19 protein-coding genes and 1 rRNA gene are annotated in these 22,624 nt (G+C 71.1%); 11 read left to right on the top strand and 9 right to left on the bottom strand.

Annotated elements, in window-relative coordinates:
• Positions 1 to 116: ribosomal RNA gene (gene rrf / locus JOL79_RS03565) — 5S ribosomal RNA — on the top strand.
• 120 nt (positions 117 to 236) lie between these two features.
• Here rrf and JOL79_RS03560 read toward each other — a convergent pair.
• On the bottom strand, positions 237 to 719 hold the full coding sequence (locus tag JOL79_RS03560; protein WP_210154127.1) for an Lrp/AsnC family transcriptional regulator: 483 nt from the start codon (positions 717 to 719) through the stop codon (positions 237 to 239).
• Between the two features lie 130 nt (positions 720 to 849).
• Between JOL79_RS03560 and JOL79_RS03555 the strand changes: the two genes are divergently transcribed.
• Positions 850 to 1,743: a phenylalanine 4-monooxygenase gene (locus JOL79_RS03555; RefSeq protein ID WP_210154126.1), complete on the top strand. Its 894-nt coding sequence runs from the start codon at positions 850 to 852 to the stop codon at positions 1,741 to 1,743.
• Between the two features lie 40 nt (positions 1,744 to 1,783).
• Here JOL79_RS03555 and JOL79_RS03550 read toward each other — a convergent pair whose 3' ends face one another.
• The 4 genes from JOL79_RS03550 to JOL79_RS03535 form a co-directional block, all read right to left on the bottom strand.
• Complete coding sequence (locus JOL79_RS03550) at positions 1,784 to 3,253, bottom strand: phosphodiester glycosidase family protein (protein WP_210154125.1); 1,470 nt, start codon at positions 3,251 to 3,253, stop codon at positions 1,784 to 1,786.
• A 239-nt stretch (positions 3,254 to 3,492) separates the two neighbouring features.
• The gene (locus JOL79_RS03545) at positions 3,493 to 3,705 is read right to left on the bottom strand and encodes a hypothetical protein (protein WP_210154124.1); all 213 of its coding nucleotides are present in this window, start codon (positions 3,703 to 3,705) and stop codon (positions 3,493 to 3,495) included.
• A 172-nt stretch (positions 3,706 to 3,877) separates the two neighbouring features.
• The gene (locus JOL79_RS03540) at positions 3,878 to 5,488 is read right to left on the bottom strand and encodes a PucR family transcriptional regulator (RefSeq protein WP_210154123.1); all 1,611 of its coding nucleotides are present in this window, start codon (positions 5,486 to 5,488) and stop codon (positions 3,878 to 3,880) included.
• A gap of 101 nt (positions 5,489 to 5,589) precedes the next feature.
• Entirely contained in the window at positions 5,590 to 6,330 is a 741-nt protein-coding gene (locus JOL79_RS03535; RefSeq protein WP_210154122.1) for a TetR/AcrR family transcriptional regulator C-terminal domain-containing protein, read from the bottom strand.
• 84 nt (positions 6,331 to 6,414) lie between these two features.
• Between JOL79_RS03535 and JOL79_RS03530 the strand changes: the two genes are divergently transcribed.
• The 4 genes from JOL79_RS03530 to JOL79_RS03515 all read left to right on the top strand — a co-directional run bounded on the left by JOL79_RS03530 (position 6,415) and on the right by JOL79_RS03515 (position 12,162).
• Complete coding sequence (locus tag JOL79_RS03530; RefSeq protein WP_230984036.1) at positions 6,415 to 7,875, top strand: MFS transporter; 1,461 nt, start codon at positions 6,415 to 6,417, stop codon at positions 7,873 to 7,875.
• Positions 7,876 to 8,023: 148 nt separating this feature from the next.
• Positions 8,024 to 9,319, top strand: a complete 1,296-nt coding sequence (locus JOL79_RS03525; RefSeq protein WP_210154120.1) for an aspartate aminotransferase family protein — start codon at positions 8,024 to 8,026, stop codon at positions 9,317 to 9,319.
• Positions 9,306 to 10,799, top strand: coding sequence for a CoA-acylating methylmalonate-semialdehyde dehydrogenase (locus JOL79_RS03520; RefSeq protein WP_210154119.1), 1,494 nt, complete (start codon positions 9,306 to 9,308; stop codon positions 10,797 to 10,799). Before JOL79_RS03525 ends, JOL79_RS03520 begins: the two co-directional genes overlap by 14 nt.
• Positions 10,800 to 10,884: 85 nt before the next feature.
• On the top strand, positions 10,885 to 12,162 hold the full coding sequence (locus JOL79_RS03515; RefSeq protein ID WP_210154118.1) for an extracellular solute-binding protein: 1,278 nt from the start codon (positions 10,885 to 10,887) through the stop codon (positions 12,160 to 12,162).
• Between the two features lie 112 nt (positions 12,163 to 12,274).
• On the opposite strand, the gene JOL79_RS03510 is transcribed toward JOL79_RS03515, so the two are convergent.
• Positions 12,275 to 12,523: a hypothetical protein gene (locus JOL79_RS03510; RefSeq protein WP_210154117.1), complete on the bottom strand. Its 249-nt coding sequence runs from the start codon at positions 12,521 to 12,523 to the stop codon at positions 12,275 to 12,277.
• A gap of 161 nt (positions 12,524 to 12,684) precedes the next feature.
• Positions 12,685 to 14,043, bottom strand: a complete 1,359-nt coding sequence (gene gabT / locus JOL79_RS03505) for a 4-aminobutyrate--2-oxoglutarate transaminase (RefSeq protein WP_210154116.1) — start codon at positions 14,041 to 14,043, stop codon at positions 12,685 to 12,687.
• Between the two features lie 105 nt (positions 14,044 to 14,148).
• On the opposite strand from gabT, the gene JOL79_RS03500 reads away from it, so the two are divergent.
• Positions 14,149 to 15,651 (top strand): PucR family transcriptional regulator, encoded by a 1,503-nt coding sequence (locus JOL79_RS03500; RefSeq protein WP_210154115.1) that lies wholly within the window; start codon positions 14,149 to 14,151, stop codon positions 15,649 to 15,651.
• A gap of 144 nt (positions 15,652 to 15,795) precedes the next feature.
• On the opposite strand, the gene JOL79_RS03495 is transcribed toward JOL79_RS03500, so the two are convergent.
• Positions 15,796 to 16,446, bottom strand: a complete 651-nt coding sequence (locus tag JOL79_RS03495) for a TetR/AcrR family transcriptional regulator (RefSeq protein WP_210154114.1) — start codon at positions 16,444 to 16,446, stop codon at positions 15,796 to 15,798.
• 227 nt (positions 16,447 to 16,673) lie between these two features.
• Between JOL79_RS03495 and JOL79_RS03490 the strand changes: the two genes are divergently transcribed.
• The 4 genes from JOL79_RS03490 to ppk2 all read left to right on the top strand — a co-directional run bounded on the left by JOL79_RS03490 (position 16,674) and on the right by ppk2 (position 20,567).
• Positions 16,674 to 18,119, top strand: a complete 1,446-nt coding sequence (locus tag JOL79_RS03490; RefSeq protein ID WP_210154113.1) for an aldehyde dehydrogenase family protein — start codon at positions 16,674 to 16,676, stop codon at positions 18,117 to 18,119.
• Positions 18,120 to 18,274: 155 nt separating this feature from the next.
• Positions 18,275 to 19,426: an inorganic phosphate transporter gene (locus JOL79_RS03485; RefSeq protein WP_210154112.1), complete on the top strand. Its 1,152-nt coding sequence runs from the start codon at positions 18,275 to 18,277 to the stop codon at positions 19,424 to 19,426.
• Positions 19,423 to 19,644, top strand: a complete 222-nt coding sequence (locus JOL79_RS03480) for a hypothetical protein (RefSeq protein WP_210154111.1) — start codon at positions 19,423 to 19,425, stop codon at positions 19,642 to 19,644. Before JOL79_RS03485 ends, JOL79_RS03480 begins: the two co-directional genes overlap by 4 nt.
• A gap of 5 nt (positions 19,645 to 19,649) precedes the next feature.
• Positions 19,650 to 20,567, top strand: a complete 918-nt coding sequence (ppk2, locus tag JOL79_RS03475) for a polyphosphate kinase 2 (RefSeq protein ID WP_210154110.1) — start codon at positions 19,650 to 19,652, stop codon at positions 20,565 to 20,567.
• A 421-nt stretch (positions 20,568 to 20,988) separates the two neighbouring features.
• Here the strand turns inward: ppk2 and JOL79_RS03470 are convergent, their stop codons facing one another.
• Entirely contained in the window at positions 20,989 to 22,602 is a 1,614-nt protein-coding gene (locus JOL79_RS03470) for an HNH endonuclease signature motif containing protein (protein ID WP_210154109.1), read from the bottom strand.
• Positions 22,603 to 22,624 lie beyond the last annotated feature (22 nt).

The following is a 22,624-nucleotide window of genomic DNA, read 5'->3' as shown; positions in this document are numbered from 1 at the left end:
ACGGCGGTTATAGCGGTAGGGAAACACCCGGTTACATTCCGAACCCGGAAGTTAAGCCTTCCAGCGCCGATGGTACTGCACTGGGGACGGTGTGGGAGAGTAGGACGCCGCCGGACAATTTTTGTGGGGGGCCACCCTGTTTGGGGTGGCCCTTCATGTTTTGTGTGTGTGGTTTTTGTGGTGGGGGTCGCCGGTTGGCGGCCCCCTTTTTTGTTTGTACTGGCTGTCACTGGCTGTCACTGGTGGTGGGTGGTGTCTGGTGATGCGGCGGCGCTGAGGAGCGGCTCGATCCGGAACGGGATCTGAGTCGACAGGGCGATGGTCGTGTCGCTTCGTTGCACCGCCGGCGACGCGAGAATCCTCGCGATGATCTCCTGAAGGTGCGGCGTGCTCCGCGCGACCACCCGGCACAGGAGATCGGCCTGGCCGCTGGTGCCGTACACCTCCAGGACCTCGGGTATCTCCGCCAGCGTCCGGACCGCTTCGGTGAGCCGTCCCTGCGCGATCTGCAACGAGGCGAACGCGAGGATCGGGTATCCGATCTCCTCGGTGGCGACCGTGGGACCGAAGTCGCTGATGACCCCGCGCATCGTCAGTTTCTCCAGGCGCGACTGCACGGTGCCCCTGGCCACCCCGAGCAGGCGGGCGAGCTCGGTGAGCCCGATCCGCGGATTGGCGCGCATGGTCTGGAGCAGCCGGCTGTCGAGGGAGTCGAGCATGGGCCGAGCGTACGGCAGGCTGGTCGAATCGACCAGTAATATGACGCAATACCTGGTGATATTGAGCGATCGGCACACTCCGAGTGGGCGCTCTTGTCAGCGGAACGCGATGTTGCTGTCATATGGAAGTATGTTCGAGGAAGCGCAGTACTTCGCGCCGGTGGAGACACGCGATGACGGCTCGGTCGTCGTCGAGCTGGCCACCGGCCATCCCGGGTTCGCCGACGCCGTATACCGGGAGCGGCGCAACGCCATCGCCGCGCTGGCGCTGAATCACCGGCCGGGTGATCCCGTCCCCCGGGTCGAGTACACCGACGCGGAACACCGCGTGTGGGCACTGGTCGCCAAGGAACTCGCGGCCAAGCACAGGAAGTACGCCGTGCGCGAGTTCCTGGACGCGACCGAGCGGCTCGGCCTTCCCGTCGACCGGATTCCCCAGCTCCAGGAGGTCGGCGATCTCCTGTCGCCGCTCACCGGCTTCCGCTATCTCCCGGCCGCCGGTCTCGTGCCGCTACGTGAGTTCTACAGCGTGCTGGCGAACGGGCTCTTCCATTCCACTCAGTACATCCGGCACCACTCCGTGCCGTTCTACACACCGGAGCCGGACGTCGTCCACGAGGTGATCGGGCACGCCAACACGCTGGCCTCATCCCGCTTCGCCGAGCTCTACCGCGCGGCGGGCCGGGCGGCACGGCGGGTCGAGTCGGAGCGGGCGCTGGAGTTCGTCTCCAAGGTGTTCTGGTTCACCCTGGAGTTCGGCGTCATGCACGAAGGCGGCGAACTGCGGGCGTACGGCGCCGGGATCCTCAGCTCGTACGGCGAGATCGAGGAGTTCCGGCGGATGGACATCCGCCCGCTGGACCTCGCCGCGATGGGGACCACCGACTACGACATCACCAAATATCAGGAAGTGCTCTTCGCCGCCGCGTCCCTGGGCCAGTTGGAGGACGTCGTCGGCGGCTTCTGGGAGACCTGCGACGACGAGGCGGTCGCCCGGCTGCTGGCCGGGGCCGGCGCCCGGTAGCCGCCCGCGCCCGGCCGGCCGGGCCCCGGTCGCGGGCGCGTTACCGGGCGCCGACGACCAGCAGGGCGTCGCCGACTCCGCGCTCCACACCGTCGGACGGCTTGTTGACCACCTTCTTGCCGACGACCATCGTGCTGGAGCCGCCGCCGTCGAGGTTGACGGCGTCGCGGGCGCCGAGCCACCGCATGAGCGCGGCGGCCTCGAAGAACGACGCGCCCACGCTGCCGCCGGGGGCGCGGCCGTCCACGAGCGCGATGATCAGTTTGCCGGTCCGCGTCACGCCCGCGAGCGTGCGCGGGTGCCGCCGCAGGATCATGCTCGTGTTCGCCATGCCGTCCCGGCCGGGGGTGATGGCCGTCTTGCCGCCGCGGACCAGGCCGACCGCGCCGCCGATGATATTGGTGTCCGGGGTCAGCGGGATGCCCTTCCTGGTCCGCATGTCGGTGACCTTCGTGACGACCTTGACGGCGGAGCCCTGTGGCGCGTGCTCCCACAGCCAGTCCGCGGCGGTGCCCACTCCGTGCAGCACCCGCGTGCCCTTGGGCACCGTGCCGCCCGCGTCGCGCACCTTGATCACCTTGCCGGTCGCGTCGAGCACGGCCTCCGCGCCGTCGTCGCTGGGGGTGGCGCGGCCCAGCTCCTCGGTGTAGAGGACGAGCTCGTCGGGCTTGGGCACGCGATTGATCCCGGTCACCGGCGTCGACGACCCGTCGGCGGCCCGGGCGACGGTGGCGGAGGACAGCTCGGTGACGCGCGCCGACCGCCCCTTGAGCACGAGACCCACGCGGTTCGGCACGGCCTCGCTCAGCAGCTTGCCGCCCACCACCGAGATGCCGGTGGGGTCGCCGCGGAAGGCCGGCAGCGTGTGGATGTCGAAGAAGCCGCCGTTCACCGCCGCGATCGCTCCGGCCGCGGCGGCCATCGAGGACACCTTCTCCCGCTTGGCGGTGCTCGTTCCGATCGAGGCCTGGAAGGAGCCGCGGAATGTGCGGGGGTCCACGACGATGACCTTGACCTTCCACGGTCCCGTGGTCACGAAGCCGTCGTCGCCCTGATAGTCGACCTTCGCCGTGACGCCCGCGTCCTTGAGCTGGGTGACGACCTTGGCGGCCGCCGCCTTGCCGCTCAACGGCCAGCTTCCCACGTGTACGGACCAGAAGTCGGCCGCGGGATAGTCGGCGACGGCGGGCCGGGTGAACTTGACGACGGTCGGGGTGAGGCCCGCCGCCAGCACGGCCTCGGCCTGGGCCTGGGCGTTCGCCTCGGTCATGAAGTCCTTGCCGCCGACGATGACGCTCACCGTGTAACCGTCGCCGGATGTGCCGTGGATGACGCTGAAGTAGCTGACGCCCGGGGCGAGGCTCTTGGCGGCCGTCTTCGGGATTCCCGGGGTGCCCAGGGGGAACGACGTCGCCGGCAGCCCGCTCACGGGTTCGGCGAAGGCCGGGGCCGATAGGGCGGGCGTCGTCACGGCCAGGGCTGCGGCTGCGACGAACAGGCGGCGTCTCATACGTCTTCTCCCACTGGTGATCCCTGGAGGGACCATCGTTGCGAGAATGACGGGCGGATATGGGTGAAACGCTCAAAAAGTAAGCGATTCCACGCGCTGGTGGCCACGATAAAACGGGCTTATGCCATTAAAGCGGACAAAGACGCATTAACTACGCCTGGGGCCGTGCCGCCGAGGTCGTAGAACGCGTCGCGGGGGTGGGGGGCGACGAGATCGGCGGGCACGGCTTCATGGTGTCGTCAGGAGGCCCTCGCGTCGATCTCCTTGGCCCTGCGGACGAACTCCTGGGCCGACCGCGCCTCCACGTGGATGAGTAGGCCGTCCCGCCGCCGGGACATTCCCCAGTAGTGGGCCGTCGCCTGCCCCCACCAGATCGTCCATCTGGGGAAGCGGGCGGACAGCGCGCGTACCACGATGGCGGGACTGATTTGAGGTTCGCTCGTCGTCTGCACACATCGAGGGAAGCACGATTCGCACGGTGAGCGCGAGAGCACAATTCGTAGCCGGGTGACAGAGCTTTTACACCCGGAGCGGCATTTCTACGCTCCGGTGGTCAGGGTCTTCCGGGGAGGGGCCGCGTTTCGGTCGAACGCCGCTCGGTTCGTCCGCTCTGCGGACGGACGGCTATCCGGCGTCGCGGCGGAACGTCTCCAGGGCCATGAGGGCGACGTGCAGCGACAGGCACGACTCGACGTCGTCGAGATCGGTGTCGAGGATCCGCTCCAGCCGCCGCAGCCGTTCGTAGAAGGCCGGCCGGGACAGATGGGCCCGCTGCGCCGCGACCGCCTTGTTGCGCCCGGAGTCGAGGTAGATCCGCAGGATCCGGGTCAGGTCGCCGTGCCGCTGCGCGTCGTGGGCAAGCAGCGGGCCGAGCTCGCGTTCGGTGAACGTCTGCAGGCGGGCGTCGTCGCGGAGCAGGTGCAGCAGGCCGCGCAGCCGCAGATCGGGCAGGCGGTAGAACGGCCGTCCGTCGGGCTGCCGCACGGCGACCTCGGCGACCTGCTCGGCCTCCAGGAATCCACGCCGCACGTCCTTGATCGAGTCGACCACGGAGCCGGCGGCCAGCACGAACGGCGTCGGGAAGGTGGCGCGGAGCCGTTCGGCGAGCGCGCCGAGTGCCGTCTCGGCGGCCGAGCGCGGCGGGAGCGGCAGCAGTACGCCGACGCGGTTCTGGTCGAGCGCGCCGACGAGCGCGGGCAGCCGCGCCTCCCGGCAGGCCGCCGCGGCGGCCTCGGCCAGTTCGCCCACCTTGGCCTGTTCGCCGAGCGCGGTGCCGGCCGGTGTGGTGAGCCGGATGACGGCGCCGATCAGTTTGCGGCTGGTGAGCGGCACTCCGACGGCACGGGCCCGGGCGGCTGCCTCGTCCGGGTCGGAGTAGGCGTGGGTGAGGATGCCAGTGATGATCGTCCCGTGTGCCTGGCGTTCGAGGGACTCCTGGTGGCGTTCCAGCAGCCGGCTGAGGGCGAGCGTCGTGGCCGCCCGCTCGGCCAGCACGATGTCGCGCGGCGTGGGCGGCGCCTCGCAGAGCAGGATGAGGCGCCCCCAGTCCTGGCCGCGAGCGCCGACCATGGTGACCAGCCACCCCGCGGCGGCGTCGTAGGCGGTCCGTTCGGCAGGGGCCACCGCACGGGACCGGGCCTCCCAGTTGGCCAGCACCGATTCGGTGTCCGTGCCGGCCGTGTCGCAGGCGAGCACCTGGTGGGCCAGGTTCTCCAGCAGGACGGGCCGGCCGGAGAGCCGCGCGACCTGACCGAGGACCTCGGCGGGCGAGGCCCCTTCGACCGACAGCTCGGTGAAGACCTCGTGGAGCTGTTCGGAGGCTCGCAGCTCCTGGAGCTGGACATCGATGATGCGCGCGTGCACCGATTCGGTGATCTGCACGAACGGCGTCTCGCGGGCGAGCGTCACCAGGGGCAGGCCGTGTTCCTCGGCGGACCTGACGACCGCTCGCGGCAGCTCGCGCACGAACCTGCGCCCGAGCTCGACGATCAGTCCGGAGGCGCCGACCGACGCGAGGTCGGAGACGTAGTCGGCGAGTTTGTCGGGCTCGTCGGGCAGCGCGACGCCGGTGGTCAGCACCAGTTCGCCGCCGCGCAGCAGGTGGGCGATGTCGTGGATCTCGGCGACGTGAACCCAGCGGACCCGGGTGTCCAACCGGTCGGCGCCGGCCACCACGCGCGGACTGCCGCGCCGAACCGCGTCGAGCGCGAGCACGTCGGCGACCGTGGGCAGCATGCTGAGAGGCTACCTGATCATTATGTAAGGACGACCTGGCAACGGATGACAGTCTGCGCCCGGCTCTGCGCCCGGCCCTGTGCCCGGCCGTGCGATGAAGCTCAGCCCGCGGGGGAGTGCGTCGAGTCGGCGGAGGCGATCCGGGCCGCGAGCCCGTCCAGGAGGGCGGTCAGGCCGTACTCGAAGGCGATCCGGCGGGCGGCGATCGGGTCGATGTCCTTGACGGAGTACGCGACGTAGCGATCTCGCAGGTTGGGCCAGCCGGCCGACAGTTCCTCGATCACCGGCGCCACCGCGGCCTGCAACCCGGCCACGTCCCGGCCGGACTCGCGGAGCGCGCTGAGCCAGGCCACCTCGGGTACGGTCGCGCCCAGGGTGTAGGAGATCACCGCGGTCATGGCGTAGTCGACGTCGGTTCCCTGGAAACCCGCGCCGCTGAACGCGCCCAGCAGGCGATCGGCCGCCGTCATGGCGTTCGGGCCGAGCGCCGGGACGATGCCGATCAGGCCGGCGCACCACGGATGATCCAGGATCGCCGCACGCATGCCGTAGGAGAAGACGCGGGCCGCCTCCTGCCACTGGGTTCCGTCAGGCACGACCACCTTGGCGTATACCTCGTCCATCACGAGCTCGATCAGCTCGTCCTTGTTGGCGACGTGCCAGTAGAGACTGGTCGCGCCCGCCCCGAGCCGCGCGCCGAGCTTGCGCATGCTGAGGGCGTCGAGCCCCTCGGCGTCGAGCAGGTCGAGCGCCGCCCTGACGATCTGGTCACGGCTCAGGCCCTGCTCGCGCCGGCCCTTTCGTTCGCGTGTCCAGACAGTGGTGAACGGCTTCGGCTGCACCGCCTCAGGATATTCGCTCGCACAGCGTTCGACTCTGTCGTACAGTGTCCGAGTTAAACTCGTACACCGTTCGAGGAGATGTGCATGTCCCATCCCCGGCGCTGGTGGATCCTCGGGGTCCTCTGCCTCAGCCTGCTGACTCTGGTGGTGGACAACACCGTGCTCAACCTGGCGATCCCCTCGCTCATGCGCGATCTCGGGGCGTCGCCGTCCGATGTCCAATGGATGATCGACGCCTACATCCTGGTGTTCGCCGGGCTGCTGCTCACCGCGGGCAGCCTGTCCGACCGGTACGGCAGGCGGCGTGTGCTCGTGGTCGGCCTGGCTCTTTTCGGCGGCGCCTCGGTGGCCGCCATGCTGGCGTCCGAGCCCTGGCAGCTCATCGCCGCCCGCGCGCTGATGGGCGCCGGCGGGTCCTGCGTCATGCCCTCGACGCTGTCCATCCTGATCACGGTGTTCGACGAGGGCGAGCGCCGCAAGGCGTTCGCGGCGTGGAGCGCCGTCGCCATGGTCGGTGTGATCGCCGGGCCCACCCTGGGCGGGTTCCTGCTGCGCAACTACTACTGGGGTTCGGTCTTCCTGCTCAACGTTCCGATCGCGATCCTGGCGATCATCGCGGCGTTCGCCCTCATGCCCGAGACCCACGGCGAGTCGCGGGGGATCGACCCGGTCGGCGTGGTGCTGTCGATCGCCGGCATGTGCGGGCTCGTCGGCACGGTGATCGCCGCCCCGACCGGGCATCTCAACCCGCTCCTGGTCGTGCTGGCCGTCGTGGCGCTGCTGGCGTTCGTCCTCTGGGAGCGCAGGACGGCCCACCCGATGCTGCCGCTGCGCCTGTTCCGGGATCGCTCGTTCAGCGGCGCCAGCTTCTCCGTCGTCCTGTTCTCGTTCGGCGCGGGCGCGCTCATGCTGGCCCTCACGCAGTATCTGCAGTTCGTCCTCGGGTACGACCCCATGAAGGCCGGGCTCGCGCTGCTGCCCTACGTCGTGGCTGCGCTGGTCTTCAACGTGCTGGGGGCGGGGCTGGGCAAGAAGGTGAGCAACCGGACCCTGATCGTGTCCGGGCTGCTCGTCATGGCGGTCGGCTTCGGCGTCCTCGCCACTCTCACCGACGGGTACGGGACGCTCGTGACGAGCCTGCTCGTCATGGGGGTCGGCGGCGGGCTCGCGGGCCCGGCGGCGTACGCGACCCTGATGGGCGCGGTCCCGCCCGAGCACGCGGGCGTGGGCTCGGCGTTGAACGACACCGTGCAGCAGGTCGGCATGGCGCTGAGCGTGGCCGTTCTCGGCAGCGTGCTGGCCGGTGTCTACACCGCCTCCATGCCGGACTCGGCGCCGCCGGCGGCCCGTGAGTCGATCGGCGTGGCGGTGAGCCTCGGAGACCAGGCCGTCGCCGCGGCGGGCCGGGCGGCGTTCGAGTCCGCGATGTCGGTGGGCTCGCTGGTGGGGGCCGTCTGCTCGGTCGTCGCCGCCCTGGTCGCGCTGGTGGTCCTGCCCCGCCGGGCTCCGGTGGCGCAGGCGCCGGAGCCCCAGCCCGTCGGTTGAACGGAACCGGCCGGATCCAACCGGCTGAATACAACTGGCTGATCACAACCGGGGTTGGATTTAATCGTCATGATGTAACGATGTCCCCGATTTTCCCGACGCTCTGACGGGTGGGTCCGCCCACCCGTCAGCGGCGATACTCGACAGCATGCCGGACCTTCTCGCGCGTCACCGCGCGGTCATGCCGAACTGGATGGCCCTCTACTACGACGAGCCCATCGAGATCGTCGAGGGCAAGGGCAACCGTGTCGTCGACGCGAACGGGACGAGCTATCTCGACTTCTTCGCCGGGATCCTCACCAACATGATCGGGTACGACGTGCCCGAGGTGCGCGACGCCGTCGAACGGCAGCTCGCGACCGGTGTGGTGCACACCTCCACGCTCTACCTGCTACGCGGCCAGGTCGAGCTCGCCGAGAAGATCGCCCGGCTGTCCGGAATCCCGGACGCGAAGGTGTTCTTCACCAACTCGGGCACCGAGGCCAACGAGGCGGCCCTGCTGCTCGCCACGTACGCCCGGGGGTCGGACCAGGTGCTCGCCATGCGGCAGAGCTATCACGGCCGGTCGTTCGGCGCGCTCGGGGTCACCTCGAACCGCTCGTGGAAGAACAACGCGCTGTCGCCGCTGAACGTGCACTTCCTGCACGGCGCCGACCGGCACCTCGCCCAGTTCCGTGGGCTGTCCGACGCGGACTACATCGCGGCCTGCGTGGACGACCTCCGTCACCTGCTGGCGACCGCGGTGGCGAAGGACGTGGCCGCCCTCATCGCCGAGCCGATCCAGGGTGTCGGCGGGTTCGCCATGCCTCCGGACGGCCTGTTCGCCGCGTACAAGGAGGTCCTCGACGAGGAGGGCATCCTGTTCGTCTCCGACGAGGTCCAGACGGGCTGGGGCCGTACGGGCTCGTCGTTCTGGGGGATCGGCAACCACGGGGTGACCCCCGACATGATCACCTTCGCCAAGGGCCTGGGGAACGGCTTCGCCGTCGGCGGCGTCGTCGCGCGCGGCGACCTGATGGACGCGCCCCACGCGATGGGGCTGTCGACCTTCGGCGGCAACCCGATCGCGACGGCCGCGGCCAACGCCACCCTCGACTACGTGCTCGGCCACGACCTCCAGGCCAACGCGGCGCGCACCGGGGAGATCGTGATCAGCGGCCTGCGGGAGGCGGCCGCGCGGCTGCCGGTGGCCGGCGACGTACGCGGCCGGGGCCTGATGTTCGCGGTCGAGCTGGTCGATCCCCGCACCCGGCGGCCCGCGCCCGCGGCGGCCGCGCGGCTCATGGAGGAGACCAGGAAACGCGGGCTGCTCGCCGGCAAGGGCGGCCTGTACGGCAACGTGCTGCGCATGGCGCCCCCGCTCACCCTCACCGAGGACGAGGCCCGCGAGGGCCTCGGCATCCTCGTGGACGCACTGGAGACCGTCGACGATGAAGCACGTTAGCCACTGGATCGACGGCTCGCCCACGGGCCCGGGCGACCGCGTCGCCGAGCTGTTCGATCCCGCGAACGGCCAGGTCAGCGGGCATGTCACGCTCGCGACCCGCGAGGACGTCGACGCCGCGGTGGAGGCGGCGGCCCGGGCGTTCCCGGCCTGGCGGGACGCCTCCCTGGCCAGGCGGGCCCAGATTCTGTTCCGCTTCCGGGAATCGCTCGACGCCCATCGCGACGAGCTGGCCGCGCTGATCACGGCCGAGCACGGCAAGGTGCGCGGAGACGCGCTGGGCGAGGTGGCCCGGGGGATCGAGGTCGTCGAGTTCGCCTGCGGCATCCCCCACCTGCTGAAGGGCGGCTTCTCCGAGAACGTCTCGACCCGGGTCGACTCCTACTCGATCCGGCAGCCGCTCGGCGTCGTCGCCGGGATCACGCCGTTCAACTTCCCGGCCATGGTGCCGATGTGGATGTTCCCGGTGGCCGTCGCCTGCGGGAACACGTTCGTGCTGAAGCCGTCGGAGAAGGACCCGTCGGCGTCGCTGCTGATGGCCGAGCTGTGGCGGCGCGCCGGGCTCCCCGACGGGGTGTTCAACGTCGTCCAGGGCGACGGCGCCGCGGCCGGCCGGCTGCTGGAGCACCCGGACGTGAAGGCCGTGTCCTTCGTCGGCTCCACTCCGGTCGCCCGGCACGTCTACGCGACCGGCACCGCCCACGGCAAGCGGGTCCAGGCGCTCGGCGGGGCGAAGAACCACATGCTGGTGCTGCCCGACGCCGATCTCGACCTGGCCGCCGACGCGGCGGTCTCGGCCGGGTTCGGCTCGGCCGGGGAGAGGTGCATGGCGATCTCCGTCGTGCTCGCCGTCGACCCGATCGGCGACGAGCTGGTACGGAAGATCGTCAACAGGGTGGCCGGCCTGACGGTGGGCCCGGGGGACGACCCGGACGCCCAGATGGGCCCGCTGGTGACGGCGGCCCACCGCGACCGGGTGGCGTCCTACCTGGATCTCGGCGTCGAGGAGGGGGCCACCCTCGTCGTGGACGGCAGGAAAACCCCGATACGCGGCGGCGGGGAGCGAGGTTTCTGGCTCGGGCCGACGGTGCTCGACCACGTGCCTCCCGGCTCCCGGGTGCACCGCGAGGAGATCTTCGGCCCCGTGCTGTCGATCGTGCGGGTCCGCTCGTACGAGGAGGGCCTCGCCCTGATCAACGGGGGCGAGTACGGCAACGGCACGGCGATCTTCACCAACGACGGCGGCGCGGCCCGGCGCTTCCAGAACGAGGTCGAGGTGGGCATGGTGGGCGTCAACGTGCCCATCCCGGTGCCGATGGCCTACTACAGCTTCGGCGGCTGGAAGGCGTCGCTCTTCGGGGACACCCACGTCCACGGCACCGAAGGCGTGCACTTCTACACGCGGGGCAAGGTGGTCACGTCGCGCTGGCTCGACCCGTCGCACGGCGGCGTGAACCTGGGCTTCCCCACCAGCACCTGACGCGTCGGCGGACCCCGTGACCAGTAGGCTCGGGGAATCCGTCTCATGAGGGGGTCGCCGGGTGGTGCTTCGCCGTACTCGTCTCGTGACGGTCGTGTCCGCGTCCGCGGCCGGCCTCCTGACCGCGGCGTGCGGCGGCGTGGGGGACGCCCGGGACGTGAGCGCGGCGACGGCCGCCCATGCCACGGCCGCCCATGCCACGAACGCAGCCCGCGCCACGAACGTCGCGGCCGCCTCGGATGCCGGCGGCCAGGGCGGCACCGGAGCCACGACCACCCCGTCTCCGCCGGACTCTGCCTCGGCGAGCCCGGCGGCGTCGCCCTCCGGCCCAGCTCCCACCCCCGTCGCCTCCCTCGGGCCGGGAGAGGGGACGTTGAAGATCATGGCGCTCGACGGCTACGCCGAGTGGGGCGGCACCGATCCCAAGGTCAAGTGGACCACGCCCTTCGAACAGCGGACGGGATGCCACCTCAGCATCAGCTTCTACGACCCCGCCACCGAGGACAACCCGGGCGCCTTCGCCCCCTCGTCGTTCGACGTGATCTCCGCCACCCCGGAGCTGGGCGGCCGTCTGGTGGCCGATCGCGCGGTCGCGCCGCTCAACACGTCGTTGCTGGACAACTACGACGGCCTCAGCGGGCGGCTGCGCGGGCTGCCCTCGGTCAAGCAGGGCGGGCAGGTCTACGGCGCTCCGTTCCTGTGGGGCACCAACCAGGTCCTCTACGACAGTCGCACGACCAGACCCGGGGGGCCGGAGGCCCTCTTCGACGACCGGGGTCCGGTGCTCTTCCGGGACACGCCGCTGTCCCTCGCCGACGCCGCGCTCGTCCTGGCCTCACGTGGCGGCCACGTCAAGGACCCGTTCGACCTGACCCCCGCCCAGCTCGACGCGGCCGCCGGACTCTTCGCGAAGGAGGCCGCCCGGCCGGGGGCCCGCCTCTTCTGGCGCAATCCCGCCGAGGTCGTCCAGGCGTTCGCCACCGGCCGGGCGCGGCTGGCCCAGGGCACGCCGTACCAGCTGGACGTGCTGAGACGAGGTGGGACCGCCGTCCGCGGCCTCCCCGACCGGCCGGTCACCGGATGGGCCGACTCGTGGATGGTGTCCGCCCAGACCGCGCACACGTCGTGCGCGTACAAGTGGCTGGACTGGACGGCCTCGGCGGAGGTGCAGCGGAAGGCCGCCGCCTGGAACGGGCTGGCCCCGGCCAACCCCGCCGCGTGCCTGTCCAAGGCGAGAGCGATCCGGCGGGTCTGCGCCGACTACCGCGTGGGCGGCGCCGGCGCGTTCTCCAAGGTCTTCTTCGCGGTGCGCCCGCCCGACTACGCGCAGTGGGTCGACCGCTGGTCCCGGATCGCGCCCTGACCGGCCGATCGGCCGGGCCCGACCGACGGGTTCGATCGCGCCGATCGCAAAAGAGACGCTCAAGGTTGGCGTAAGTCGCAAATCAGGACATACGCCGGTAATGAGCGGACAGTTAGGACATCGCGGCGCGCCATCGGCGGGGCAGGGGCACCGTCGGGTCCGACACGGGAAGCAGGGCCTCCGCGCAGTCGTCACAGGCGTGGACGGGTGCGCTGTCGGGCAGCGTCCCCACCTTCACCCGGGGGCGCGGCCACTTCTTGTGGCAGACGACGCACGCGTCGCCGTCGCGCTGGGTCATCGTCAGACCGTCCGGGTCGAACGTCAGGTCGGGCCCTTCGGCGTCATTCGGGTTCCAGCTCATCAACGTCCCCCCTCGATCGCCTATCGGAACCGTTATAACGTGGTTACCGATTGTGATCGGCGAGGGTCGACCAAAGTTCCAGTTAAATCGAGGCATAACGCGAGCCTTATAACAACAAAAGGGACACCTGGCAACAAGCCGGGTGCCCCTTTTGGGGGTATTTAAACGGTCGAGGCTGCCGCGATCGCTCTTTCGACGATCGACAAGCCCTCCTCCAGCAGGTGGTCGGGGATCACCAGGGGAGGCAGGAACCGCAGCACGTTGCCGTAGGTGCCCGCGGTGAGCACGATGAGACCCTCCGCGTGGCACCGCGCGGCGACCGGGCCGGCCGGTAGCGGCTCCCGGGTGCCCGGCCGGACCAGTTCCACCGCGATCATGGCGCCCCGGCCGCGGACGTCGCCCACGATGTCGTACCGCTCCCGCAGCGCGCGCAGGCGCGGGAGCATGACCTCCTCGATGTGCCGGGCCCGGTCGACGAGCTTGTCCTGTTCGATGGTCTCCAGCACGCCGAGTGCCGCCTCGCAGGCGAGCGGGTTGCCGCCGTACGTGCCGCCGAGGCCGCTCACGTGGACGGAGTCGAGCAGGTCGGCCCGGCCGGTCACCGCGGCGAGCGGCAGGCCGCCCGCGATGCCCTTCGCGGTGCAGATGATGTCGGGGACGACGCCCTCGTCCTCGCAGGCGAACAGGTCGCCGGTCCTCGCGAAGCCCGTCTGGACCTCGTCGGCGATGAAGACGATGCCGTTGGCCCGGCAGAACTCCGCGATGCGGGGCAGGAAGCCGCGGGCCGGCACGATGAAACCGCCCTCGCCCGCGATCGGCTCGATGACGACCGCCGCGACGTGCTCCGCGCCGATCTGCTTCTCGATCATGTCGATCGCCTGCGCGGCCGCCTCCTCCGCGCAGTTCTCCGGGCCGGTGGGCCAGCGGAACGGGTACGCCAGGGGCGCCCGGTACACCTCCGGCGCGAACGGCCCGAACCCGTCCTTGTACGGCATGTTCTTGGCCGTCAGCGTCATCGTCAGCAGCGTCCGGCCGTGGTAGCCGTGGTCGAACACGACCACCGCCGGACGGCCGGTGGCGTGCCTGGCCACCTTCACCGCGTTCTCCACGGCCTCGGCTCCGCTGTTCACCAGGAACGAGCGCTTCGCGTGGTCGCCAGGTGTCAGCTCGTTGAGCCGCTCGCAGACCGCCACGTACGACTCGTAAGGGGTGACCATGAAGCAGGTGTGCGTGAAGTCGCCCACCTGGCGGCGCACCCGCTCGACGACGCGGGGCGCCGAGTTGCCGACACTGGTCACCGCGATGCCGGAGCCGAAGTCGATGAGCGAGTTGCCGTCGACGTCGACCGCGACGCCACCGCCGGCGTGGGTCACGAAGACGGGGAGCGTGGTGCCGATCCCCGGCGGCACGGCCGACTGCTTGCGCGCGAGCAGTTCCCGTGAGCGGGGGCCGGGAATCTCGGTGACGAGGCGGCGCTCCTGCGGAAGCTGCGGGCCGCCCTGCGTGGTGGCAGTGCTCATAGCCCGACGGTACGGCCGCCGTTCCGAACTGCCGATACGTCGGCGTGGCAGAATAAGGACAGCGATTTGGCCATATCGGACAAGTCTGGACGTCGGGGAGGGGCTGTGGCGCCCACACTGCGGCGGGTGGCCGCGATCGCGCCGCTCCGCCTGCGGGTCCTGGCCGGCGGGGACGCGCTGGACCGCCCGGTGCGCTGGGTCGCGGTCAGCGAACTGGAGGACCCCACGCCCTTCCTGGAGGGCGGCGAGCTGGTGCTGACCACCGGCATGCGGCTGAGCGCGGACGACGCCACACCCTACGTCACCCGGTTGGTGGCCGGGGGAGCCACCGGACTGGGATTCGGAGTGGGCCTGAGCCACGACGCGGTGCCGCCGTCGTTCGTCGAGGCGGCCGGGGCCGCCGGGCTGCCTCTGCTGGAGGTGCCGCGCGAGACGGCGTTCATCGCCGTCGGCAAGGCCGTCAGTGAACTGCTCGCGGCCGAGCAGTACGAGGAGATCAGCCAGGGGTTCGCCGCCCAGGGGCGGCTGACCCGGGCGGCGCTGCGGCAGGACGGCGCGCGATCCGTCGTGGACCGCCTCGCCAGGGAGATCGGCGGCTGGGTCCTCCTGCTCGACGAGGCGGGAGCCGTCCGGCACGCGGCGGACGCCGCCGTCACTGACCGGGCCGTCACTGACCGGGCGCTCACCGGCCGAGCACTCGGCGAGGGGGGCGTCGACGACTGGGCGGAGGCGGCGGCACGGTCGCTGGAGCCGGAGCTGGCCCGGCTGCGGGCGGCGCCGGCGCTCGCGAGCCTGGCCGTCGTGACGCCAGGAGAGCACGCCGTCGTGCGGCCGGTGGGCCGCGGGGGCTTTCTGGCGGTCGGATCGCGGCGAGGTTTCACTCCCACCGCGCACACCGTCGTCAACGCCGCGGGCTCGCTGCTCACCCTGCTGCTGGAGAAGGGGCGGGAGCAGCGCGCCACCGCCGCGCGCGTCCGTACGGCGGTGTTGCGGCTGCTGCTCGCCGGTGAGACGTCCGCGGCGGCGGCGACGCTCGCCGAGCTGGGCGGGACGTTGCCGGGGGAACCGGTATGCGCGCTGGCCTGCGAGACCGCGGATCCAGAGGCGCTGGCCGACGCCCTGCCCTGCTTCACCGCGCCCTGGGAGGGGCGGCTGGTGGCCCTCGCCGATCCCGCGGACGCCGACGGCCTGGCCGTCCGTGCGGCCGAGTTCGGCCGGGTCGGGGTGAGCGCGCCGGGCGACCTGCGCACCGCGCTGGACCAGGCGGAGCGCGCGCTCGCGTCGGCGGCGCCGCTGGCGAGATTCGGTGAGCTGGCCGGGCAGGGGCTGCTGTCCCTGCTGGACGTGGACGCGGCCAGGTCATACGCCGCGGCCCTGCTCGCCCCGCTGCGGCGGTACGGCTCCCGGGCCGACCTGGTCGAGTCGCTGCGCGCCTACCTGGCCGGCAACGGGCACTGGGACGTGGCCGCGCAGCGCCTCGGCGTGCACCGGCACACGCTCAGGTACCGGATGAAGCGGGTGGAGGAGTTGCTCGGCCTTGACATCGACGACCCGGCGGCCAGGGCGGAGCTGTGGATCGCTCTGTCGCTTGACCCGCCAAGGGGCTGAGGCCGGGGCTCCCGTTCCGGCGCCGTGTCTTCGCGGTGTCGGTGTGCGGTGCCTGTGTGCGGTGCCTGTGTGCGGTGTCGGTGTGCGGTGTCGTGTGCGGTGCCTGTGTGCGGTGCCTGTGTGCGGTGCCTGTGTGCGGTGCCTTCAGCGTGCCGCGCCGGGCCGCTCGGGTCGGGGCTCGGCCAGGTACGCGTTGATCGCCGCGGAGGTGACGGCCTCGTACGTCGTGCCGTCGGGCAGGTGACCGGCACGTTCCAGCGTGAGGGCTCCCTGTGCCGCCGCCCACAGCGTGTCGGCGACCTTCCGTGGCTGCGTGGGGGCCAGATAGCCGGCCGAGATGCAGTCGGCGACCACCCGGTCGATGATGTTGAGCGCGGCCCGGGCCAGGGTGCGCGCCCGCTCGCTCGGCACGAAGCCGGGGATGGCCCGTTCGAACATCAGGCTGTAGTAGCCGGGCTCGGACAGCGCGGCCTCGCGGTAGGCGGGGCAGAGCGCCGTCAGGTGCTCGAAGGGGTCCCCCCTATGCGGCACGGCCTCAAGCCTCCGGCGGAACCGTTCGAAGCCCTCCAGATAGAGCGCCTCGGCCAGGCCCTCCTTGCCGCCGAACATGGTGTAGATCACCTGGGTGGAGCAGCCGGCCTCGGCGGCGATCCTGCGGACGGTGAGGCTCTCCGGCCCCGCGGAACCCAGCAGGTCGTTGGCGACATCCAGTAGTCGGGTGCGCAACTCGTCGTAGTTGCTCCGGTGGCCGCGTGCGTAGGCACCCTGAAGTCCGAGCGGCGCCGGCGTACCCATCAGCGACGAGCCCTTCTCATTTGGGGGTCCCGCGACAGACCCGGAACATGACTTAACCATGCCGCCGGGCTTTCAAACCGATGTGAAACGGAAAACACTCCGAAATCGCGCTTCATCCGTTACATCCCGGGAATTGTCCAGCGTGGCGCGCCCCCGGGGCTCGATTGGCCGTGGTGGAGTAGCGACGGCCCCATCGGGCCGGCATAGCGTGAGAGACCGTGAGAGACATGGACGAGAACCGCAGCTCCGAGCCCCGCCCCTTCTGGCTCGCCGGCCGTCCCGCGACCGGGGACGCCGAGGAGGCCGTCACCAGCCCGCACGACGGACGGGTGGTCGGCGTCCACTCGGTGCCCACCGACGAGCAGGTCGAGCAGGCCGTGGCCGCGGCCGACGCGGTGCGGGCGCGGGCCGCCGCCCTCCCCCTCCACGTGCGCGCCGAGGCGCTGGCGCACGTCTCGCGCCGCCTCGGGGAGCGGGCCGAGGAGATCGCCCGGCTCATCACCGCGGAGAACGGCAAGCCCGTCTTCTGGGCGCGCGGTGAGGTCGCCAGGGCCGTGTCGACCTTCCGCTTCGCCGCCGAGGAGACCCGCCGGTTCGGCGGCGAGGTGCAGCGGCTCGACACCGAGCCCGCGGCCGAAGGCCGCCTCGCCTACATCTCACGGGTACCGTACGGGCCGGTCCTGGGCATCACGCCGTTCAACTTCCCGCTCAACCTGGTGGCGCACAAGGTCGCTCCGGCGATCGCGGTGGGCGCTCCCATTGTGGTGAAGCCCGCGCCGGCGACCCCGCTGACCGCGCTCGTGCTGGGAGAGATCCTCGCCGAGACCGCCCTGCCCGAGGGGATGTTCTCGGTCCTGCCGGTGCCGAACGACCGCGCCGGGGCGCTCGTGGACGATCCCCGGCTGCCGGTGGTGTCGTTCACCGGCTCGGGGCCGGTCGGCTTCTCGATCATGGACAGGGTGCCGCGCAAGCACGTCACCCTGGAGCTGGGCGGCAACGCCGCGGCCGTGGTGCTTGCCGACGCCGACATCGACCGGGCGGCCGCCCGGATCGCCCTGTTCTCCAACTACCAGGCCGGTCAGAGCTGCATCGCCGTCCAGCGGGTCATCGTTGAGGACGCCGTGGCCGACGAGTTCACCGGCAAGCTGCTCGACGCCGTCGGGGCGCTCGTCACCGGTGACCCCGGCGACGACAAGACGCAGGTGGGTCCCCTTGTCAGCCAGGCCGCCGCGGAGCGCGTGGAGGGCTGGATCAACGAGGCCGTCGCGGCCGGCGCCCGGCTGCTGACCGGCGGCACGAGGGACGGCGCAGCGATCGCCCCCACCGTGCTCACCGGAGTGCCCGCGGACGCGAAGGTCTGCCGCGAGGAGGTTTTCGGGCCGGTCATGGTCGTGCAGCGGGTCGCGTCGGTCGACGAGGCATTCGCCGCGGTCAACGACTCCCGGTACGGCCTGCAGGCAGGGGTCTTCACCCGCAGCCTCGACATCGCCTTCCGGGCGAACCGGGAGCTGGAGGTCGGCGGCCTGATCATCGGCGACGTGCCGTCCTACCGCGCCGACCAGATGCCGTACGGCGGGGTGAAGGAGTCGGGCGTGGGCCGGGAGGGCCTGCGATCGGCGATGGAGGACCTGACCCACGAGAAGGTCATGGTCCTCACCGGCCTCACCCTGTGAGTCGCGCCGCGTCCGGCCGCCGCCCGTTCCTGTCCCGCCTGTTCCGGCGGCGAGGTGGCCGGGCGGACACGAGCCCGGCTCGCGAGCGGGTGAATTCTGGGCGAACAGTGCCGGCGGGCGGTTAAGCGGGCATCGATTGGCGCAGTGTCAGGGTCGTGGACGCGAACGTCGTGCTTCTCGCCGTCGTCGTAGTTTCGGCGCTGGCATTCGATTTCACCAACGGGTTCCATGACACGGCCAACGCGATGGCGACCTCCATCGCGACGGGCGCGCTGCGGCCGCGCGTGGCGGTGGCCCTTTCGGCCGTACTCAACTTCGTCGGGGCGTTCCTGTCGCTCAAGGTGGCGGCGACGATCGCGACCGGCATCGTGGACAGTGGCGCGATCACGCTGACCGTCGTGTTCGCCGGCCTGCTGGGCGGCCTGTCGTGGAACCTTCTGACCTGGTACTTCGGCATTCCATCGAGCTCGTCACACGCCCTCATCGGGGGCGTGGTGGGGGCCACCCTGATCGCCGCCGGCGCGTCGGCGGTCAAGGGACAGGCCATCGTCGCCAAGGTTCTCGTGCCGGCCGTCCTCGCCCCGGTCTTCGCTATCCTGGTCGCGACCCTCGGCACCTTCCTCGTCTACCGGATCACCGGTGGCGTGCCGGAGCGGTTCCGGGCGCGGGGTTTCCGGCTGGGGCAGATCGGCTCCGCCTCGCTGGTCTCGCTCGCGCACGGCACGAACGACGCCCAGAAGACGATGGGCGTGATCACCCTCGCGCTCGTGGCCAACCACACGATCGGCGGGCGCGACGGGACGCCCACGTGGGTGATCGCGGCCTGCGCCACGAGCATCGCGCTCGGCACCTACATCGGCGGCTGGCGGGTCATCAGGACGCTCGGCAAGGGCCTGACCGAGATCGAGACCCCGCAGGGGTTCGCCGCGGAGGGCTCCTCGGCGGCGGTCATCCTCGCCGCCAGCCACTTCGGCCTGCCGCTCTCGACCACCCACGTCTGCAGCGGCTCGATCATGGGTGCCGGGCTCGGCAAGCGGCTGGCCGAGGTCCGCTGGAGGGTCGCGGGCCGGATGGCCACCGCGTGGCTGCTCACGCTGCCCGCCGCCGCGCTGACCGGGGCCGCGGCCTGGAAGGGCGCCGCGCTCATCGGCGGCACGGGCGGAGTGGCGACCGTCTTCGCCGTCGCCGCGCTGCTGTTCGGCGCCCTCTTTCTCGCCGCCTCCCGCGAACCCGTGACCCATCGCAACGTCAACGCCGAGTGGACCGGCACGCTCGCCCCCGCCCCCACGAAGGAGCACGCCTCATGAGTCCGTACATCGACCTCGACGCCCTGTGGAAGGTCCTCGTCGCCGGCTTAGTGGCCGGTGCGGGACTCGTGGCGGTCTACGCCCTCGGTCTCGCCGTTCTCGCCGCGGCGCGGACGGGTCCTTCGGCTCACCCGGGTGGCATCGCGATCGCGGTCGTCTGCTTCGGGGCGGTCCTTGCCGGGGCCGGGCTCGGCCTTTATGTCATGCTTGCGAAGTGACCGGTATGTCCCCAATTGACAGCGTTGAGCTGCTGCGACGCACCCCCGGACTGAAGGTGATCGACGATGAGGACGACGACCCGGTGCTGGTCCGGGCCGACGGCCGGCCCGTGGACACCTGGCGGGAGCACTACCCCTATGACCACCGGCTGCACCGCCACCAGTACGACCGCGAGAAGCGGCTGCTGCAGATCGAACTGCTGAAGCTGCAGTACTGGCTCAAGGCCAGCGGCGGCCGGCTGATCATCTTGTTCGAGGGACGGGACGCCGCCGGCAAGGGCGGCACGATCAAGCGTTTCATGGAGCATCTCAACCCGCGCGGCGCGACCGTGGTGGCCCTGGAGAAGCCCAGCGAGCGCGAACGCACCCAGTGGTACTTCCAGCGGTACGTCCAACATCTACCCGCCGCCGGGGAGATGGCGCTGTTCGACCGGTCCTGGTACAACCGGGCCGGGGTGGAGCGCGTCATGGGCTTCTGCACCGAGGAGGAGTACCAGGAGTTCATGTTCCAGGCGCCGCTGTTCGAGCGCATGCTCGTCAGGGACGGCATCCGCCTGGTCAAGCTGTGGTTCTCGGTCTCCCGGGCCGAGCAGCGGACGCGGTTCGTCATCCGCCAGGTCGACCCGGTGCGGCAGTGGAAGCTCTCACCGATGGACATCGCCTCGCTCGACCTGTGGGACGGCTACACGCGGGCCAAGGAGGACATGTTCCTCAACACCGACACCGACGACGCCCCATGGACCATCATCAAGAGCAACGACAAGAAGCGCGGCCGCCTGGAGGCGATGCGGCACGTCCTGTCGCTGTTCGACTACTCGGACAAGGATCACGAGATCGTCGGCACGCCCGACCCGCTGATCGTGCGGTCGGCCGCCGACATCCTCGACGAGGACAAGGCCGAGCCGCTGCACCCGCTCGCCTGATGAGCCGCGTGCGAGTCGCGTGCGAGCCGCGTGTGAGTCGCGTGTGAGTCGTGGTTTTCGAGCCTCAGCCTGGCGGTCGCGAGAATGCTCCATGCCAATAGCCGTCATGCGTGTCCTTCCGCCGAGCGCGCTTCAGTGAGGCGGGGGATGCGGCGCGTTGTTTCGCGGGAGGCGCTGCAGCGGGCCCACAAGATCAGCGAGGCGTGCTGCAGCGGCCAGCGAGCTCAGCGAGGTGTGCTGTAGAGGGGCCGCGGGTCAGCGGGGCACGACTCGGTGGGGCACGACTCAGCCGGGCCGCGAAGTGAGCGTGCTTCGCGGCCCGGCGTGGCGCCTGGCCTGTTCGGGGCGTCCGTCTAACCCGGCTGTCGTGTTCCCGGCTCTTATCCCGGGCTCGCCCTGTCCCCGGGCGGCTTGTCCGGTTCTATCCGGGGCGTTGGCGGGTGCCGCGTTCGTAGCTGCTGCGTTCGTATCTTCGGCGGTTGGGGTGGTGGAGGAGGGTCCAGGTGCCATTCTCGTTGCGGTGGGTGGTGTAGCGCTCGGGGTGGGTGAACTTGTCGCGGTTGTGGAAGGTGCAGGCGGGGGCCAGCAGGTCGAGGTTGGTCACGCCGTCGTCGATCCAGCCCTGGACGTGGTCGACTTCGGCCATGGTGGCCGGGATCGGACAGCCCTGGCAGTAACAGGTCGCGTATCGCGCAAGCAGAGCCTTCCGCTGGGCTGGGGTGGCCAGCCGCACCGAACGCCCCATGTCCAGCACTTGACCCTTGGCGTCCATCACCAGCCGGGTCAACCGCGAGGTCCGCGCCAGCCGGTGAACGTCACTGACCGGCAGCAGGTGCCCGGTGGCGACCAGCAGCCCGGGCGCGAGCCGGTCGGGGGCGTGCCCGCAGGTGCGGCACGCATCGGCGCGCGCTCCGGCCGCCTCCTCCTGCCCCTCCGCCCGTGCCTCCGCCCGTGCCTCCGTCCGCGCCTCAGCCTCCCTCTCCGCCCGCGCCTCCGTACCTGCTTCTTGGGTGGCGGCGGCGACGTCTTCGGAGGCGGCTGCAGCAGCCGCGGCTTCGGGCATGCCATCACCCCGGTTGCCGGAACGTAGGCCGTCGTCAGGCCGCGCGGCATCGTCAGAACCCGGACCATGGTCGGGCTCTGCGGCATGATCAGGCTCCCGGTTATGGTCAGGACCCGCCTGCTCGTAAGCGGCCCCGGGTGGGCCATCTTCGGGGGGAGCTGTCTCGGCGTTGGGACCGTCTCGGCCCGCGCCGGCCGTGGAAGCTGCCTCGTCATCGCCGCGCGCACCCGCCGCACGCGCCGCACCGGCGGTGTTGCGTGTGCCCGTCGCCCGACCGGGGTCCGGCGACGTGGTTTGAGTCGGGGGAGCGGTTGTGCCGATCGTCGTGTCGGGGCCGGTGCCGGTCAGGGTGGCGTCCTGCGTTCCGGCCGGCGGGGCCTTCGGCGTGCCGGTGCCGGTGGGGGTGAGGATGTCGTCGGGGATGGACTCGGCGCGGACCATGACGATGAGTTCGGTGGAGACCTTCTCGCTCAGCAGCGCGGCGAAGGCGTCGGCCTGGCGGACCCGTAGCGGCCGGTCGTCGTCCCTGTCCTTCGGCCGGGCGTAGGAGGTCAGAAACGACCGCAGCCGCGCCGCCGCCTCCCTCGGTAGGCGGAACTCGCCTTCCACCCCGCCGGTGCTGGACGGGCGGACCAGCAGGAACCGGGACGCGTAGTCGTCCTCGCACTCCTCGACGAGGGTGCCGGGGTCGAGGATCTCCCGGATGTAGCGGCCGGCCTTGGCCACCTCCGCACACGACGCGCTGTCGGACAACTGCACCAGGATCGGCTCGGCTTCGGTCGCCTGCGTGTCGGTCAGTTTGGTCGTCACCGTGGTGATGGCGTCCACCGCTCCGCCGGACAGGGATCCGGCCCGGTAGCGGGCCTTCACCTGCGGGAGGCGGGCCACCTCACCGGAGATCCGCAACCACCGGGCCGCCTGCGCACCCGTCATCCCCGGACCACGCCGCACCACCACCGGCACCCCCTGCACGCCAGGAGCTCCCGGCACCCCA

Origin of the sequence: Microbispora oryzae (assembly GCF_017896165.1) — a bacterium.
Lineage (GTDB): Bacteria > Actinomycetota > Actinomycetes > Streptosporangiales > Streptosporangiaceae > Microbispora > Microbispora oryzae.
Note: the sequence above shows the minus strand (reverse complement) of the source record. Positions and strands in the feature narration are given on the sequence as shown.

Excerpts from the sequence above, each read along its gene's own strand:
- JOL79_RS03560 (WP_210154127.1), bottom strand. The coding sequence starts at position 719 with ATGCTCGACTCCCTCGACAGCCGGCTGCTCCAGACCATGCGCGCCAAT.
- JOL79_RS03555 (WP_210154126.1), top strand. The coding sequence starts at position 850 with ATGTTCGAGGAAGCGCAGTACTTCGCGCCGGTGGAGACACGCGATGAC.
- JOL79_RS03550 (WP_210154125.1), bottom strand. The coding sequence starts at position 3,253 with ATGAGACGCCGCCTGTTCGTCGCAGCCGCAGCCCTGGCCGTGACGACG.
- JOL79_RS03540 (WP_210154123.1), bottom strand. The coding sequence starts at position 5,488 with ATGCTGCCCACGGTCGCCGACGTGCTCGCGCTCGACGCGGTTCGGCGC.
- JOL79_RS03530 (WP_230984036.1), top strand. The coding sequence starts at position 6,415 with ATGTCCCATCCCCGGCGCTGGTGGATCCTCGGGGTCCTCTGCCTCAGC.
- JOL79_RS03525 (WP_210154120.1), top strand. The coding sequence starts at position 8,024 with ATGCCGGACCTTCTCGCGCGTCACCGCGCGGTCATGCCGAACTGGATG.
- JOL79_RS03520 (WP_210154119.1), top strand. The coding sequence starts at position 9,306 with ATGAAGCACGTTAGCCACTGGATCGACGGCTCGCCCACGGGCCCGGGC.
- JOL79_RS03510 (WP_210154117.1), bottom strand. The coding sequence starts at position 12,523 with ATGAGCTGGAACCCGAATGACGCCGAAGGGCCCGACCTGACGTTCGAC.
- gabT (WP_210154116.1), bottom strand. The coding sequence starts at position 14,043 with ATGAGCACTGCCACCACGCAGGGCGGCCCGCAGCTTCCGCAGGAGCGC.
- JOL79_RS03495 (WP_210154114.1), bottom strand. The coding sequence starts at position 16,446 with ATGGGTACGCCGGCGCCGCTCGGACTTCAGGGTGCCTACGCACGCGGC.
- JOL79_RS03490 (WP_210154113.1), top strand. The coding sequence starts at position 16,674 with ATGGACGAGAACCGCAGCTCCGAGCCCCGCCCCTTCTGGCTCGCCGGC.
- JOL79_RS03480 (WP_210154111.1), top strand. The coding sequence starts at position 19,423 with ATGAGTCCGTACATCGACCTCGACGCCCTGTGGAAGGTCCTCGTCGCC.
- ppk2 (WP_210154110.1), top strand. The coding sequence starts at position 19,650 with ATGTCCCCAATTGACAGCGTTGAGCTGCTGCGACGCACCCCCGGACTG.